The organism is Streptomyces sp. NPDC107546, from assembly GCF_055639175.1.
In genome coordinates, this window is record NZ_JBVKBA010000001.1 from 387,433 (window position 1) to 402,772 (window position 15,340).

The 15,340-nt window shown below is 71.7% G+C and carries 12 protein-coding genes; 6 read left to right on the plus strand and 6 right to left on the minus strand.

Annotated features, from left to right (window positions below; translation table 11 throughout):
* Positions 1–600 precede the first annotated feature (600 nt).
* Positions 601–1,743: a ribosome small subunit-dependent GTPase A gene (rsgA, locus tag ACZ7L1_RS01655; RefSeq protein ID WP_471433267.1), complete on the plus strand. Its 1,143-nt coding sequence runs from the start codon at positions 601–603 to the stop codon at positions 1,741–1,743.
* Positions 1,744–1,817: 74 nt separating this feature from the next.
* On the opposite strand, the gene ACZ7L1_RS01660 is transcribed toward rsgA, so the two are convergent.
* A complete protein-coding gene (locus ACZ7L1_RS01660) occupies positions 1,818–4,133 on the minus strand; it encodes a glycosyl hydrolase family 95 catalytic domain-containing protein (RefSeq protein ID WP_471433268.1) in 2,316 nt (771 codons plus the stop codon).
* 312 nt (positions 4,134–4,445) lie between these two features.
* On the opposite strand from ACZ7L1_RS01660, the gene ACZ7L1_RS01665 reads away from it, so the two are divergent.
* Together ACZ7L1_RS01665 and ACZ7L1_RS01670 are read left to right on the plus strand one after the other, a co-directional pair.
* Complete coding sequence (locus ACZ7L1_RS01665) at positions 4,446–5,843, plus strand: protein phosphatase 2C domain-containing protein (protein ID WP_471433269.1); 1,398 nt, start codon at positions 4,446–4,448, stop codon at positions 5,841–5,843.
* Positions 5,844–5,897: 54 nt separating this feature from the next.
* Complete coding sequence (locus ACZ7L1_RS01670; RefSeq protein WP_471433271.1) at positions 5,898–7,640, plus strand: pyruvate dehydrogenase; 1,743 nt, start codon at positions 5,898–5,900, stop codon at positions 7,638–7,640.
* Between the two features lie 97 nt (positions 7,641–7,737).
* Here ACZ7L1_RS01670 and ACZ7L1_RS01675 read toward each other — a convergent pair whose 3' ends face one another.
* Positions 7,738–8,328, minus strand: coding sequence for a hypothetical protein (locus ACZ7L1_RS01675; protein WP_471433272.1), 591 nt, complete (start codon positions 8,326–8,328; stop codon positions 7,738–7,740).
* Between the two features lie 308 nt (positions 8,329–8,636).
* Between ACZ7L1_RS01675 and ACZ7L1_RS01680 the strand changes: the two genes are divergently transcribed.
* Complete coding sequence (locus tag ACZ7L1_RS01680) at positions 8,637–9,086, plus strand: ATP-binding protein (protein ID WP_471433529.1); 450 nt, start codon at positions 8,637–8,639, stop codon at positions 9,084–9,086.
* 93 nt (positions 9,087–9,179) lie between these two features.
* On the opposite strand, the gene ACZ7L1_RS01685 is transcribed toward ACZ7L1_RS01680, so the two are convergent.
* Complete coding sequence (locus tag ACZ7L1_RS01685; RefSeq protein WP_471433273.1) at positions 9,180–10,223, minus strand: DUF2637 domain-containing protein; 1,044 nt, start codon at positions 10,221–10,223, stop codon at positions 9,180–9,182.
* 624 nt (positions 10,224–10,847) lie between these two features.
* Here ACZ7L1_RS01685 and ACZ7L1_RS01690 point away from each other — a divergent pair.
* Together ACZ7L1_RS01690 and ACZ7L1_RS01695 are read left to right on the plus strand one after the other, a co-directional pair.
* Complete coding sequence (locus ACZ7L1_RS01690; RefSeq protein WP_471433275.1) at positions 10,848–11,714, plus strand: GntR family transcriptional regulator; 867 nt, start codon at positions 10,848–10,850, stop codon at positions 11,712–11,714.
* Between the two features lie 95 nt (positions 11,715–11,809).
* Positions 11,810–12,019: a hypothetical protein gene (locus tag ACZ7L1_RS01695; RefSeq protein ID WP_471433277.1), complete on the plus strand. Its 210-nt coding sequence runs from the start codon at positions 11,810–11,812 to the stop codon at positions 12,017–12,019.
* A 10-nt stretch (positions 12,020–12,029) separates the two neighbouring features.
* On the opposite strand, the gene ACZ7L1_RS01700 is transcribed toward ACZ7L1_RS01695, so the two are convergent.
* The 3 genes from ACZ7L1_RS01700 to ACZ7L1_RS01710 all read right to left on the minus strand — a co-directional run bounded on the left by ACZ7L1_RS01700 (position 12,030) and on the right by ACZ7L1_RS01710 (position 15,286).
* The gene (locus tag ACZ7L1_RS01700; protein ID WP_471433278.1) at positions 12,030–12,533 is read right to left on the minus strand and encodes a DUF2231 domain-containing protein; all 504 of its coding nucleotides are present in this window, start codon (positions 12,531–12,533) and stop codon (positions 12,030–12,032) included.
* A 104-nt stretch (positions 12,534–12,637) separates the two neighbouring features.
* Entirely contained in the window at positions 12,638–13,414 is a 777-nt protein-coding gene (locus tag ACZ7L1_RS01705) for a hypothetical protein (protein ID WP_471433280.1), read from the minus strand.
* Between the two features lie 150 nt (positions 13,415–13,564).
* The gene (locus ACZ7L1_RS01710) at positions 13,565–15,286 is read right to left on the minus strand and encodes a PucR family transcriptional regulator (protein WP_471433282.1); all 1,722 of its coding nucleotides are present in this window, start codon (positions 15,284–15,286) and stop codon (positions 13,565–13,567) included.
* Positions 15,287–15,340 lie beyond the last annotated feature (54 nt).

Sequence of the window (15,340 nt, forward strand, 5' to 3'; positions counted from 1 at the left end):
TCCCCTTGGAGCAATCCTGGTCTCCTGAACAGTGGCCGCCGGAACAGAAAATCACGGGTCTTTTCTCAGGGTACGACTGTGTGCGCAAGGGGGCGAGCTGACGCCCGCGGAGCCGGAGAGGCGGGAGCCAGGGCCCCGGCAATCCGTGTGCGCGCTGACTCTCCGGCGGGCCACGACTCGCTCACCGCGGCGGCGAAGTGGTGCTCAAGCTCGCCGGCTGCGCCGACATCGCCGCCACCCGACACGTCTCACGCCGACCGGCGCCGCGTCCTCGCGCTCTACGGACTCACATGATCACAACCCGGACATCCAACCTGAACGCCAGGGGCCCTGCACCAGCACGGCCTGAGCCTGCCGAAAATTCGGTGGCGCCCGAATCCGGGCGCCTCTAGAGTGAAGTCCGCTTCACGCGGTGGCCGTTGGCCGCTGCTGTCGGCCGAGTGAGAAACGGGAGGTGTGACCGATGGCTGTTTCTGTGATGGGCGCTGCCCGCAACCAGAAGTTCATCCACTCCACCTCCGTGGTCTCCGGCTGATCTTTCCTGTTTTCTTCGCGCCTGCGAGTGCGCGCGGCCGGGGCCGCCCTTGTGAAGGGTTCCCCTTGAATCTCTCTCCTCTTTCGGCTTCTTCCGCTTCGTCGCACCTTCTCCCTCTTGCCGCCTACGGCTGGGACGAGGGATGGGAAGCGGAGTTCGCTCCGTACGCCGAGCAGGGTCTGCTGCCCGGCCGTGTCGTACGCGTCGACCGCGGTCAGTGCGACGTCGTCACCCCGGTCGGCATCGTCCGTGCCGACACCGAGTTCGTCGTCCCCCGCGACCCGATGAAGGTCGTGTGCACGGGGGACTGGGTCGCCGTCGACCCGGAAGGCAGCGATCCGCGGTACGTGCGGACGCTGCTGCCGCGCCGCACCGCCTTTGTGCGCTCCACGTCCTCCAAGCGTTCCGAGGGCCAGGTGCTGGCCACCAACATCGATCACGTCGTCATCTGTGTGTCGCTCGCGGCCGAACTGGACCTCGGGCGGATCGAACGGTTCCTGGCGCTCGCCATGTCCAGCTCGGCGGACTCCTGGGAGTCCGGGGCGCAGCCGGTCGTGGTGCTCACCAAGGCCGACGTGGTGCCGGACGCGACGACGCTCTCGTACTTCGTCCAGGACGTGGAGACCACCGCGCCCGGCGTACCGGTGCTGCCGGTCAGCGCGCGGCAGGGCGAAGGGCTCGACGTGCTGACCGCGGTCCTGTCCGGCGGCACGTCCGTGCTGCTCGGGCAGTCCGGCGCCGGCAAGTCCACCCTGGCCAACGCACTCCTCGGCGAGGAGGTCATGCATGTCCAGGCCGCGCGGGAGGTGGACGAGAAGGGCCGCCATACGACGACCACGCGCAACCTGCTCGCGCTGCCGGGCGGGGGAGTGCTGATCGACACGCCGGGGCTGCGCGGGGTCGGTCTCTGGGATGCCGAGAGCGGGGTCGGGCAGGTCTTCTCCGAGATCGAGGAACTGGCCGGGCGGTGCCGCTTCCACGACTGCGCGCACGCGGCCGAGCCGGGCTGCGCGGTGCTGGCCGCGGTCGAGGCGGGAGAACTGCCGGAGCGGCGCCTGGAGAGCTACCGGAAGCTGCTGCGGGAGAACCAGTGGATCGTGGCGAAGACGGACGCGCGCGTACGGGTGGAGCTGCGGCGGGACTGGAAGAGGAAGGGAGCACAGGGCAGGGCGGCGATGGAGGCCAAGCGGGGGCGCTGGTCGTCCTAGCCGCGGCAACCACCCCTCCCCCCGGGCCTTGACGGCCTGGGGGGAGGGGCGACGCCCCCGCATGTGACCGGCCCTCAGGTCGGCATGCCCCAGCGGGGAGCCGTTCCGTTCGGCGTGACGGGCGCGATCGTCAGGTCCGGGCGGTTGCCCTTCGCGGTGACCAGCGCGGACTCGCCCTTGCGCAGCGGGATACGGATCGTGCCGTCGTCCACCGTCTCGTACCGCAGCGGGCGCCCCCGGCCGTCCCGCACCTCGATCGCGCCCGGCAGGCCGTGCCGTACGACGCAGGGCGCGCCCGCCTCGCTGACCAGCCGCACCCAGCGCGTCATTCCGCCCCGGCGCACCGCGGACAGCAGGAAGGCGCCCTGCGTGCGGAAGTCGTGCACGGTGACATCCGCCCAGGCGGCCGGCAGCGCGGGGAAGACACGGACGATCCCGCCCCAGGACTGGCACACCATGTCGTGCAGGGACTGGGCCGCCGACAGGGGCGTCTCGATGACCGGGCCCGACTCCTTGTACATGGTGTTGGCCTGGATGAAACGGGCCATGAGCTCGCCGAGGTACTTCAGTGCGTCCTCGCCCTTGCCGAGCAGTGCGGACATCGAGGCGGCCCCCGTGAAGGTGTAGCCCTGGAGGGCGCCCTCGAAGCCGACCCAGTGCGCCAGCGACGTCTCGATGAGGGCGCGTTCCTCGGGCGTGCGGCCGGTCAGCTCGTACAGCGGGTAGACCGCCAGCAGGTGCGAGTAGTGGCGGTGCGACTTCGCGAACGGGATGTCCGCACCGATCATGAAACCGTTCTCGTCGGTGGGATACGGCACCCGCCGGGCCAGCACCTCCTGCCAGCGCGGCGCCAGTTCGTCGTCGATGCCGAGGACTTCGGCCGACTCCAGCAGCGTGCGGCAGCCCCAGGTGAGCAGCATGAGGTCGTAGTTGCAGTCGCGGCTGTTGCCGCCGTACTCCGGTGAGAAGGTGGCCGGCAGGTGCAGCCTGCCGTCCGGGCCCGGCTGAAGGAAGTGCAGGTAGTAGTTGATCGCCTTGCGCAGCAGGGGATACAGGACGTCCCGCAGGACGGACTCGTCCATGGTGTGGCGGTAGCTCAGCCAGACGTTGTGCAGGGCCCAGGTGAGGTTGCCGACCTCGGGGGTCGGCGGGTCCTGGCCGGGGATGCCGACACCGTAGCCGGTGAGGGTGCCCGTCGCGCCGTTCACCAGGTGCGGGTCCGTGGTGCGCGGGATGCCGAGCGAGTCCGAGCGGTAGGGGGCCGCCACCTCCTTGGCCAGGTTGTCGCGGAACTCGCCGAGCGCCCGTGTCACGGCGTCGAGTTCCAGGTGGTTGGAGCCGTGGATCAGCCAGTACTCGAGCTGGACGTTGAGGTTCCACCAGGTGTTGGGCCAGGGCGTGGGCTCCAGCCAGGGGCCGCTCGTCGCCATCACGGGCGCGTCGCGCCGGGCCGCCGAGGCGACCTTGTAGAGCTGGATCCAGTAGAAGCGCTGGATGCGCGCGTCGGGCAGGGACAGGAAACTCTTGCGGTAGTAGGCGTGCCACCACGCGCGATGGGTCACCGCGAGGGCGTCGTACGGCAGCAGGGACCCGTCGCGGACCGCCCGCAGCGCCGCGCCCAGAGCCGTGGTCCGCGGGTAGGAGTGCGCGACGTGCGCGTACAGCGTGCGCCGCCCGCCCCGTTCCGTCTCCCGCCAGGCCGTCACATGCTGACCGTCCGACAGCAGCGGTTGTACACAGGCATGGACACCGTCGTGTTCGTCGACCTCCGGGGGCGGGTTGCCCTGGTAACCGTCCGGCAGGGGCTTGAAGGCGGCGCGCGGACTGATCGCGTCCGCCGGGTGGAAGACCCAGCGGAAGCCGCGTTCGCCCGCGCTGGGCGTGACCTCGACGGCGAGCAGCGAGCGTGAGGTGTGCACCAGGGCCCGCACGGTGAGCGTGCCCCGGTCGGTGGCGAGGATGCCGGTCAGTTCGGCGTCGTGCAGCCCGAGCCGCCAGTCCACGGCGGTGATCGTGCCCACCGGCTCCAGCGTGAAGTACCCGATCGGCAGCCGCGCAAGGCCGAACAGCGAGCCGAACTCCGGGCGGTGGTCCTGCACCTCGGAGTGCTGGACGTTGAAGCGGACGGCCCGTGTCTCGCTGCCGGGCTCGGCGTAGACGCCCGAGCCGAGGAAGCCGTTGCCCAGGAAGGGGCCCTCGTACCAGGTCGTCGGCATCCGCTGCCAGACGAGGTCGGCGTCGTCCAGGACGGTGCGCCAGGGGTCGGCGGTGCCGCCCGTGCCGCCCGAGCGGTCGGCTGCCGTCGCCTGCGCGGGCAGACCACCGGCGAACAGTGCGCCGCCGAGGGCGGATCCGGTGGCCAGGACGGTACGTCTGGACGGACTGGGCACGGTTGCCTCCCGGCGGCTCGACAGTCATCGGATCTGTCCCGCCAGAAAACGTAGGGATGAGGTCTCAGGCGGTCAATAGGGCGGAAGAGATCCGATGTGTCGAGGTGGGGGGCTGAGATGGCGAATTGAGAAGGCGAGGCCGCCGGGCGGTTCCCCTGTGGGGGTGAGACCCTCCGGAGGCACCCTTCGTTCGCGACTGGTTCGCATTACTGTTCGAGGCGTCGTCCGACACGCCGAGCACGGGACGGTCGCCCGGCCGGAATTTCCTGATGCCCCGTTTTCAACCGCCCCCGGCGGTGGACAATCGGGGGCATGAGTCAGCAGGGGGACAGGTCCACCGGCCACCAGGACGACTGGTGGGGGCAGTTGTACGACGACTCCACCGGGGACACGGGACCGGCCCCCGCGTCCGACACCCTCGATGACCGCTTCGCCTCCGCCGCGGGGACGGTGGGGCAGGATGCGGCCCGGGGAAGCGACCCCCAGGAGAAGGACGCCGCCCGCGCCGGCGCCCCGTCCCGCGCGCCCTGGGAGCCTCTGTCCACCCTCCCACCGGGCCCGGTGACGTTCCCGTCCACCTCGAAGCCACCGGCCGACACCCCGAAGCCACCGGCCGACACCCCGAAGCCACCGGCCGAAACCCCGCAGCCCGCGTCCGGCGACACCGCGCCGAAACCGCCGCCCCCTGACGCCCCGTCGGAGATCCCGCCTCCGCCGCCTCCGCCGCCTCTCCCGCGTACCCCGCCCCCCGTGGACTACATCGGCTCCGGTCCGCCCACCTACGACCCGGAGCCCACCGCCCTCCCGCCCGCCGACCCCGACCATCTCGCCGACCTCGTCCCCGACACCGCGCTGGACGGGGCCCGGTTCGGGTCCTGCACCCTGCGGGCGGTCTCCGCGCGGGGGGACTCGGCCCGCTTCCGGGGCGAGTCGCGACGGGACTGTCTGCTCACCGCCCGCTTCGGTACGGGGGACCAGGCCCTCGTGCTCGTCGCGATGGCCACCGGCCGACGTGGCACGCCCGGCGCCCACCGCGCCGCCGCCGAGGCCTGTCACTGGATCGCCCGTGCCGTCGGCCGCAGTCACCTCCGTCTCGGCGAGGACATCCGCTCCGCCCGGCGCGGCGAGCTGAAGTCCGGCCTGCAACGGCTCACCGACCGAAGCCTCGGCAAGCTCCGCACCGGCGCCACCGCCCAGGGCGCCGACCCGGAGGAGTACACCGCCGACCTGCGCTGTCTGCTGCTGCCCGCCGACCCCGCCTGCCGTGTCCGCGTCTTCTTCGGTGTGGGCGCCGGCGGCCTGTTCCGGCTGCGGGACGGTGAGTGGCAGGACATCGAGCCGCGCGCCGCCGACACCACCGGCGAGCCGGTGGTCGGGTTCGGCTCCCTGCCCTCCGAGACCCCCGAGGGCGACCGGCTCACCATGGACCTCGGCATCACCACACCCCCGAGCCCGTACGAACCGGCCCTTGAGCCGCCCCGTTCACCCTTTCTGTTCCGTGCCTCCGTAGCCCGGCCGGGGGACACGCTCCTGCTGTGCTCCGGCGGCCTCGCCGACCCGCTGCGCGACGAACCCGAACTCGCCGAACACCTCACGGCCCGCTGGTCCACGGGCGAGGTGCCGGGTCTGACGGCCTTCCTCGCGGACACGCTGGTGAGGGTGAAGGGCTACGCCGATGACCGTACGGCGGCCGCCGTCTGGGAGGCGTGATCGCGGTCCGTGTGGATACATGGATCCAGGGACAGCGAAGGGGTGCGTGGATTCATGGCCAAGCAGAACGTCGCCGACCAGTTCGTCGACATCCTCGTGCGGGCGGGGGTCAAGCGCCTGTACGGGGTGGTCGGCGACAGCCTCAACCCCATCGTGGACGCCGTGCGCCGCAACTCCGCGATCGACTGGGTGCATGTGCGGCACGAGGAGACCGCCGCCTTCGCGGCCGGCGCCGAGGCCCAGATATCCGGCGGGCTGACCGCCTGCGCCGGCTCCTGCGGGCCCGGCAACCTCCACCTCATCAACGGCCTGTACGACGCCCACCGCTCGATGGCCCCGGTGCTCGCCCTCGCCTCGCACATACCCTCCAGCGAGATCGGCCTCGGGTACTTCCAGGAGACCCATCCCGACCAGCTGTTCCGCGAGTGCTCCCACTACAGCGAGCTGATATCCAACCCGCAGCAGATGCCCCGCCTGCTGCAGACGGCCATCCAGCACGCGATCGGCCGCAGCGGCGTGAGCGTCGTCTCGCTCCCCGGTGACATCGCCGCCCAGCCCGCCCCCGACCGGTCCGCCGAGACCGCCCTCGTCACCTCCCGGCCCAGCGTCCGCCCGGGAGACGCCGAGATCGACCGGCTCGTGGAGATGATCGACGAGGCGGAGAAGGTCACCCTCTTCTGCGGCAGCGGCACCCGGGGCGCGCACGCCGAGGTGATGGAGTTCGCCGGGAAGATCAAGTCCCCGGTGGGCCACGCCCTGCGCGGCAAGGAGTGGATCCAGTACGACAACCCGTACGACGTCGGCATGAGCGGCCTGCTCGGCTACGGCGCCGCCTACGAGGCCACCCACGAGTGCGACCTGCTGATCCTGCTGGGCACCGACTTCCCGTACAACGCCTTCCTGCCGAAGGACGTGAAGATCGCACAGATCGACGTCCGTCCGGAGAACCTGGGCCGCCGCTCCAAGCTGGATCTCGCGGTGTGGGGCGATGTCAAGGAGACCCTGCGCTGTCTCGTCCCGCGCGTGCGGACCAAGGAGAACCGGCGCTTCCTGGACAAGATGCTCAAGAAGCACGCCGACGCGCTGGAAGGCGTCGTCAAGGCGTACACGCGCAAGGTCGACAAGCACGTTCCGATCCACCCGGAGTACGTGGCCTCCGTCCTGGACGAAGTGGCCGCTGACGACGCGGTGTTCACGATCGACACCGGGATGTGCAATGTGTGGGGCGCCCGCTACATCTCGCCCAACGGCCGCCGCCGTATCATCGGTTCGTTCTCCCACGGCTCGATGGCGAACGCGCTGCCGATGGCGATCGGGGCCCAGTTCACCGACCGGGGCCGGCAGGTGGTGTCGATGTCCGGTGACGGCGGGTTCTCCATGCTGATGGGCGACTTCCTCACCCTGGTGCAGTACGACCTGCCCGTGAAGGTGGTCGTGTTCAACAACTCCTCGCTCAGTATGGTGGAGTTGGAGATGATGGTCTCCGGACTCCCCTCGTACGGTACCGCCACCAAGAACCCCGACTTCGCGGCCGTGGCACGCGCGTGCGGCGCGTACGGCATACGGGTGGAGAAGCCCAAGCAGCTCGCGGGCGCCCTGAAGGACGCCTTCAGGCACAAGGGCCCGGCGCTGGTCGATGTCGTCACCGACCCGCACGCCCTGTCCATCCCGCCGAAGATCAGCGCGGAGATGGTGACGGGCTTCGCCCTGTCCGCCTCGAAGATCGTGCTGGAGGGCGGTGTCGGCCGCATGGTGCAGATGGCCCGCTCCAACCTGCGCAACGTGCCACGGCCCTGACACCGCGCGCCTCGCTGTGCGAGGCTCCAAGACCGGAACCCCGGCCCGATTCCGGCGGGCCGGGGTTCTCGCTGTGTGTGTCATGCGGACGGTTACGTCAGTCGCGGTCGCCGCGGTCGCCCTTTTCGTGGTCCTCGTGGTGGTGACGGATCACGCGGAAGCTGCCCACGACGCCGTGCTTGACCTTCACGCCGCCCCTGACGTGACGGGGGTGCACCCCGTCGCTCTGGCTCCAGGGGCCCACGACGGCGATGGGAGCGCCGTTGTCGCAGGTGGCCCCGGAGAAGACCTCGACGGTCTTCCGGCTGTCGTTGCGGATGTTGAGGCTCTTGGAACCGAGGCCGCTCACGATCGTGACGCAGCCGTCCGGGATGGCCGGGTACTCACGCTCGTTGATGCGGACCTTGCCGTAGAACTCGTGGCGGTAGCCACGCTCGTGGTCCTCCTCCTCGCCCCGCTCGTGGTCGCCGTGCTCCTCACGGCCCTCGTTGCCCTTGCTGTTGTTGTTGTCGCCGTTGCCGCCCTGCGGGAGGGCGGGGGCGGCAGCAGGGGCGGGGGCCGCGGCGACCGGAGCAGCGGGAGCCGCCTGGACCGGCTCGGAAGCCGCATTGGCGTAGGTGATGCCGGTGGCCGCCAGGGCCGCGGCAGCCGCGATCGCGGCGGTTACAACGGTGGAACGCGTTGCCATGTCACTTCTCCTGTCTGAGAGACGTCGGCTGAAAGCCGATGCGAGATTGAACGTACAGACCGTGACGTTCTCTGTCATATCCGACATACCGACAATATGAATAATAATTCGTTTGGAGTAACACGGGCTGATGTGGCGTCACCGAGGAACAGCTGCGTGTCCGGAAGTCGAGGAGAAACGCCGTCACCATGACTGCCGGTCCGTCGGCGGGGCATGCATGACCGTGGAGGTGTTCGAGCAGAGGGGAACCGGCATCCACCTACGGGGCGGGGGTCATGAAGAGGCGAGCACGAGGGGGCGGTCCCGTGATGGTCGGGGCCTCCTCGGCGAAGACGACGGAGGAAGCGACCGACACGCCGACGGACCGGTCGGCGGCCCCCCAGCTCAGGCGCCGGCTGGGACGGGCGGATCTGCGGGCGGTGCCCGAAGCGCGCAGGGCGCTCAGGGAGTTGCTGCGGCACTGGGGCAGGCCGGGACGCTCCGAGATAGCCGAACTGCTCACGAGTGAGCTGGTAACCAACGCGCTCATCCACACCGACCGCGACGCGGTCCTCACCGCCACCGTCTCATCGCGCGGACTCCACGTGGAGGTAAGGGACTTCGTGGGACGCAGGCCGAGGCTGCACGCACCGAGCGACGACGACGGCACGCACGGCAGAGGGCTGATCCTCGTCCAGTCGCTGGCGGACGCCTGGGGCGTGCGGGCGCACGGCGTGGGAAAAGCGGTGTGGTTCGACCTCGGTGCGGAAGCCGCCTGAGGCAGCGCCGCAGGAGCGGGACGAACGGGCTGTCGACAACGGGAAGGGGGCGCGGCATCGTGCCGCGCCCCCTTCCCGGGATGGTGTCCGGTCTCAGCCGAACTGCTGTTCAAGGTCCTTGAGTTTGCGCTCCAGGGAGTCGAGCCGCGGCAGCGCCATGGTGTCGTCCTCGGCGGTGAGGTCGACCGTGATCGGGTCAGCGGTGGAGTTCCGGACGGGCTGGAGCGAGGGGCGGGTACGCGAAGGCAGTTCCCCCGCGGGTATGGCAGGCTCCGAGGAGACCGGTGCGGGGGCCCGCTCGACGGTCTGCACCTCGACCTGACGGCCGCCGTTGCCGCCGGTGAGCGCGCGGTGGCCGCGGCTGAGCGCCTTCAACTGTGCCCGCTCGGCTCGCTGCTGCTCGCGGCGCCGCGCCTTGTTCAGCTGCTTCTGGCGCCGGTCCTCGCGCACTTCCTCCACGGCCTCGTCCAGACTGCGCACACCCTCGAGGAGCATCAGCGACCAGGCCTTGTACGTCTCAACGGGCGCCCGCAGCCAGCGGACGATGCGGATCTGCGGCAGCGGACGCGGCACCAGGCCCTGCTCGCGCAGTGCGGCGCGGCGGGTCTGCTTCAGTGCGCGGTCGAACAGCACCGCGGCGGACAGCGACATGCCGGCGAAGAACTGCGGGGCGCCCGCGTGGTCGATGCCCCTGGGGGCGTGCACCCAGTTGAACCAGGCGGACGCCGCCGCGAACGTCCACACCAGGATCCGGGAGCCAAGCGCCGCGTCGCCGTGGCTGGCCTCACGGACGGCGAGCACGGAGCAGAACATGGCCGCACCGTCCAGGCCGAACGGGACCAGGTACTCCCAGCCGTCGGTCAGGCCGAGGTTCTGCTGGCCGAAGCCGACCAGGCCGTGGAAGGAGAGTGCCGCGGCGACGGCCGCACAGCAGAAGAGGAGTACGTAGGAGGCCGTGGCGTAGATGGTCTCCTTGCGCCTGCGGCGCTCCTCGGCGCGCTCCCACGAGTCGTCCGCGCTCGCGTTCCCCCCGGAGGAGCGCTTGCCACGCGCGAGCACCGCCACCGCCACCAGCATTCCCAGGAGCAGTACGGCGCCCGGAAGCAGCCAGTTCAGCGATATGTCGGTCAATCTCATCTGGGGTCCCTTGCATTGGGATAGGGCGTAACGCCCGCCATAGTGGCCCAATCCCGCCGCCCCTCAGGGGGTTTCGGGGCAAGAGGCCGCCAAGGATGTGCAAGGGAATGCCCTGGACGGCGTTCTGCTCGAACTGCCGCTTGAGGGGCGGGAGTTGAGTTCGAACAAGACTACCCGTACGGGTGGTTCCACGGAAAGTTCCTGCGGCGAGTGAGGAACTTGTGAAACGCGTGTGGGTCGCGCGGGGCCTCATCCGTGGCTGGATCTTACGGTACCGGGACCACGGTCGGCCGCAGGGGTCCCTGGAGCGCGCTCACTCAACTCGCAGCAGAGCGCGTCAGCTTGGCGACGCGGTCGGCGTCGCAGGTGCCTGGGCAGGTGGCGCAGGTGTCTCGGTGTCCTCGCCGAGCCGGCTGTACCCGTCGTCGGCCGTGGAGAGGGAGAGGCGGACAAGGGTATGCGCGGACCACCGTTTCGCACTGCTGATAGGTAAGCCTCACCTTGCCTGGGGTGGTCTGTGGCGGAACCGGAGCGTAAGGTGCCTAACGTGCTTTACGAGCGGTAACAACCGTCGTGAAACGAATCGCAGAGGGCAGGACGCCGCAAGGACCGGAGGAGGAGCCCGTGGAGCAGGCCCGTTCCCGCCGTGCGGAGGCCTCTACCTCTACCGAGACGAGGGCCGCGGCACCCCGTACGCAGGCCGCACGGGTGCCGCACCAGCTGCGGCCGGGGGACGAGGTCCGCGAGCGGGCCGCCGCCGCGAGCGCCACGCGCGGTGAGCACACCCACAGCGAGCCGCCGATCCCGTATCCGCGCGTGCGGGAGGAGGGGGTGGCTGCCGGATGCCCCGTGCAGGACGGGCGTCCCGTCGTCCAGCGGGCCTCCGTCCGGGGGCAGATACTCGACGCCCTGCGCACCGCGCTGGTAAGGGGCGAGCTGACTCCCGGTGAGGTCTACTCGGCGCCCGCGCTCGCCGAGCGGTTCGGGGTGTCCGCCACACCGGTGCGCGAGGCGATGCAGCAGCTGGCCCAGGAGGGCGCGGTCGAGGTCGTGCCCAACCGGGGCTTCCGTGTAGTGGTGCGCGGCGCCCGGGAACTGGCCGAACTCGCCGAGATCCGGGCCCTGATCGAGATCCCGGTGATGCTGCGGCTCGCCCGCACGGTCCCCGCCGAACGCTGGGCGCAGCTGCGCCCACTGGCGGAGGCGACCGTCCGCGCCGCGTCCTCCGGGTGCCGGGCGACCTACGCCGAGTCGGACCGCGCCTTCCACCGCGCGGTCCTCGCCCTCGCCGGCAACGAGCAACTCCTGCGGATCGCCGACGACCTGCACCGCCGCGCCCAGTGGCCCCTGGTCGGGGCCCCCTCCTCCCGCGGCCGCGCCGACCTGCTCGCCGACGCCGCCGAACACACGGCGCTGCTCGACGCGCTGGCCGCCCAGGACCTGACGGTGGTGCAGTCACTCGTACGGGAGCACTTCACGGGGTCCTCCTGACGGGGGCCGCCCGGCGATCGCAGGATGAGGGAACCGCTCCGGCGTTCCCCTGCGTGTCGGCCGGAGAGGGGGCGACCGTCCCACGGGGGTGACCGATGGCGATGTTCGAAACAGGGCAGCGGGCGCGGCGGCGGTACCGGGACCGGCCGGGCGGGCGGACCCGGCGGGCGGGCCGGGGCGGCCTCGGCGGGCGGGCGGCGTTCGTCGCCCCCGCCGCCGCCGTCGTCCTCCTCGCCGCCGTCGTCCTCCTGGCCCGCGACCCCGCGTTCCACGACGCCCTGTGGACGTTCGTCCGGAGCCTGTGAGGGGCTGATCTCAGTCCCCGTGACCGGTGGCGGTCTTCGAGAAGGCGTCGTGCCAGGCCGCCTTCGCACCGGAGTCGCCTATGCGGTAGACGTCGACCACCGCGCCGACCGCCACGACCAGGGACAGCACGGCCGCAGCCACCCGGACGACAGCGCCGCCGCGAGGCCCGGCCGTGCCGCCCTGCGGCGCCGGCGTCCGGCGGGCCGTCCACCACACGGCCGTCGCCAGCAGGAACAGCCCCAGGGCCCACGGCAGCAGACCGTCCCCGAGCTCGGCGTGCTTGCGCACCAGGGGGTCGCTGTCGACGTGCCGCTCCAGCCACTCACCCGCGTGGGAGGTCAGAGGAACGGTCACCAGTGTCACGAAGGCGAGCACGGGAAGGATCGGCCCCAGCCGCCGCGCGGCCCTGGGCCACAGGGCGCTGACTACGAGCGCCAGTGCGCTCAGCGGGACGAGGACGACGACGAAGTGGACGAACAGCACGTGCGCGGGCAAGCCGTTGACGAGGGTCATCGGGGTGCTCCTCCAGGGGGGTGGCCAAGGGGTCGGCGCGCCAGCCTGGCACAGCAATTTCTCAGCTTCTTCTGAGGACAGAACGCAACGAACCGGGCAATCTCCTAGGGTGTGGCCGGCTTCACCGGCGCCAGCTGCCGCGCCAGCCACGTCGGCACGCCCCCCAGCAGCCGGAACAGCCGCCCCGCCTCCGCGCGCAGCCGGGACGCCTCCGGTTCGGACTCGGCGTCCGCGAGCGACGCCAGCGCCGGTGCCGTACCGACGAGGTACCCGAGCTCCTCGCGGATCCGCAGCGACTCGGCGAAGCCGTGCCGTGCCTCCGCCACCTCGCCGTCCCGAAGGGCGAGCCCCGCCAGGTGCCGCCAGGTGAAGGAGAGCAGCAGCGCGTCGCCGTGCGCGGCGGCGCCCGCGTGGGCGCGCCGGTAGGCCGCACGGGCCGCCTGCGGGGCGTCGGCGAGGTTCTGGGCCACCAGACCACGCCGGAAGTCCAGCAGGGCCCTGCCCGAGGTCCCCGGAGGGATCAGCGCCGCCGCCCGGCCGAGCGCGGCCCGCGCCTCGTCGGCCCGGTCGCGGACCCCGAGCAGCGTGGCGGAGTACGCCAAGTACCCGCGTTCACAAGCGGCCGCGCCCCGCTCCTCGTCGCTGTGGGCCTGCGCCTCGGCCGTGCGCAGCGCGTCCTCGGCCTCCTCCCAGCCCTGCTCCGTGTACAGGCACCGCTCGACCAGCAGCGCGGCCCGTTGGAGGGACGCCTCGGCCGTCTCCGGCCGGAGGAGGGCCGCCGCGTCGGCCCAGCAGGCGCGCGAGCGCAGCCGCCATACCGCGGTCTGGAGTGGATCGTCAGCTGCGGTCGTTCCGGTACCAGACATGGCGGTATGCGCCACGTTGCCCTCCCGAGCACGCCATCGAGCTTTAGGTGGTGGCGGCATTCCAGCACCAACAGCGGCGCGGGGCCAAGAGGGTGGGTGAAGGATTTCACAAAGTCGTGGGACAGCGGCGGCCGGTGGGGCCACCGGTGCACCACCGCCCTGACCTCAGCTCATGCGCAACGCGAGGAAGAAATCGAGCTTGTCCTCCAGGCGCGAGAGGTCCCGGCCCGTCAACTGCTCGATACGCCCCACCCGGTATCGCAGCGTGTTGACGTGCAGGTGGAGCCGGGTCGCGCAACGGGTCCAGGAGCCGTCGCACTCGAGGAACGCCTCCAGGGTCGGGATCAGCTCGGCGCGGTGCCGGCGGTCGTAGTCGCGCAGCGGATCCAGCAGACGGGCCGTGAAGGCGCGGCGCACGTCGTCCGGGACGAACGGCAGCAGCAGCACGTGCGAGGCCAGCTCCTGGTGGCCGGCCGCACACACCCGGCCCGGGCGGGCGGCGGCGACCCGGCGGGCGTGCCGCGCCTCCTCCAGGGCGCCGCGCAGTCCCTCCGCCGAGTGCACCGCGGCGCTGACGCCCAGCGTGAGCCGGCCGTCGTCGGCGAGGCCCGCGGACAGCGGGTCCCGTACGGCCTGAAGCAGGGCGTCGGCGAGGACGCCCGGCTCGGAACCGTCCTGCTCGGACGGCACGGACGGAAGCGGCACGAGCGCGATCGCCTCGTCCCCGGTGTGGGCCACCGCGATGCGGTCGGAGTGCTCCGGGCCGGTGGACCCGAGGTACCCCCTGTTCGAAGAGCCGGGGAGAGCGTCGACGAGGATCTCCTCCAGCAGCGCCTGGGCGACCGGCCCGCTCTCGACCTCCCCGCCGTCCCACTCGACCCGGGCGACCACCACCTGCCAGTGCGGCACCGACCCGAGCCCCGGCAGCAGCACGGGCGCGGCGACCCGCAGCCGGGCCGCGATCTCGGCGGGCGCGGCTCCCGTCTGCACCAGCTCCAGGACCTCCCGCGCGAGCCGCCGCCGCACGGTGCGCGCCGCGTCGCGCCGGTCCCGTTCGACCGCGATCAGCTGGGTGACGCCGTGCAGCAGGTCGAGCCGCTCCTCGGCCCAGTCCCCGGCGTCCGCCTCGACCGCGAGCAGCCAGTCGGACAGCACCGTCTCGCGCACGTCCCGCGAGGCGCCGTCGGTCCGACCTCCCCCGGCCACCGCTGGGCGGTGCCCCCAGCCGCGGATCGGGAAGAGGGAGTACGTCGTCGCATCCAGCGTCACCCGGTGCGGTCCCCGGCGGCCGGTGCGCGTCGCCGCCAGATGCTCGGCCGCCAGCCTGGCGCAGACGTCCGCGGCGAGACCCGGCGTCGGCCCGGCGATCGGCAGCCCGGTGGGGGAGAGCACCCAGGCCCGCAGGTCCAGGTCGGAGTGGAGCAGGTCCAGGACGACGTCCGGGCCGCCGCCCGCCGGGCCCGGCGTCATCATCCGCCGGTGCCGGTCCACCACGGCCGCCAGGTCCCCGGCCCGCTCACCGGAGACCTGCCGTACGACATGCTCGGTGATCGTGGCGAACGCCACCGACTCGTGGACGGCGAACAGCGGCAGCCGGTGCCGGGCGCAGGCCACGATCAGGTCGTCCGGGATGTCGCCCAGCTCCGCCTCGCCCGCGGCGAGCGCGGCCACGCCGGCGCCCGTCAGGATCCGCACGAAGGGCTCGGAGTCGGCGGGGTCGTGCCGCCACGCCAGGCCCGTGAGGACCAGTTCGCCGCCGGAGAGGTACCGGCTGGGGTCCTTCAGGTCCGTGGTCATCACCCCGCGCACGGTTCGGTCGAGCTCGTCCTCGCCGCCGAGCAGCCGCAGCCCCAGCGCGTCGGTGTTCAGCAGTGCGCGCAGCCGCATGTGTCGTTGCCGCCGTTCTTGTCCGGAAGATCCATGGTCGGTCGGCCAGGGCGT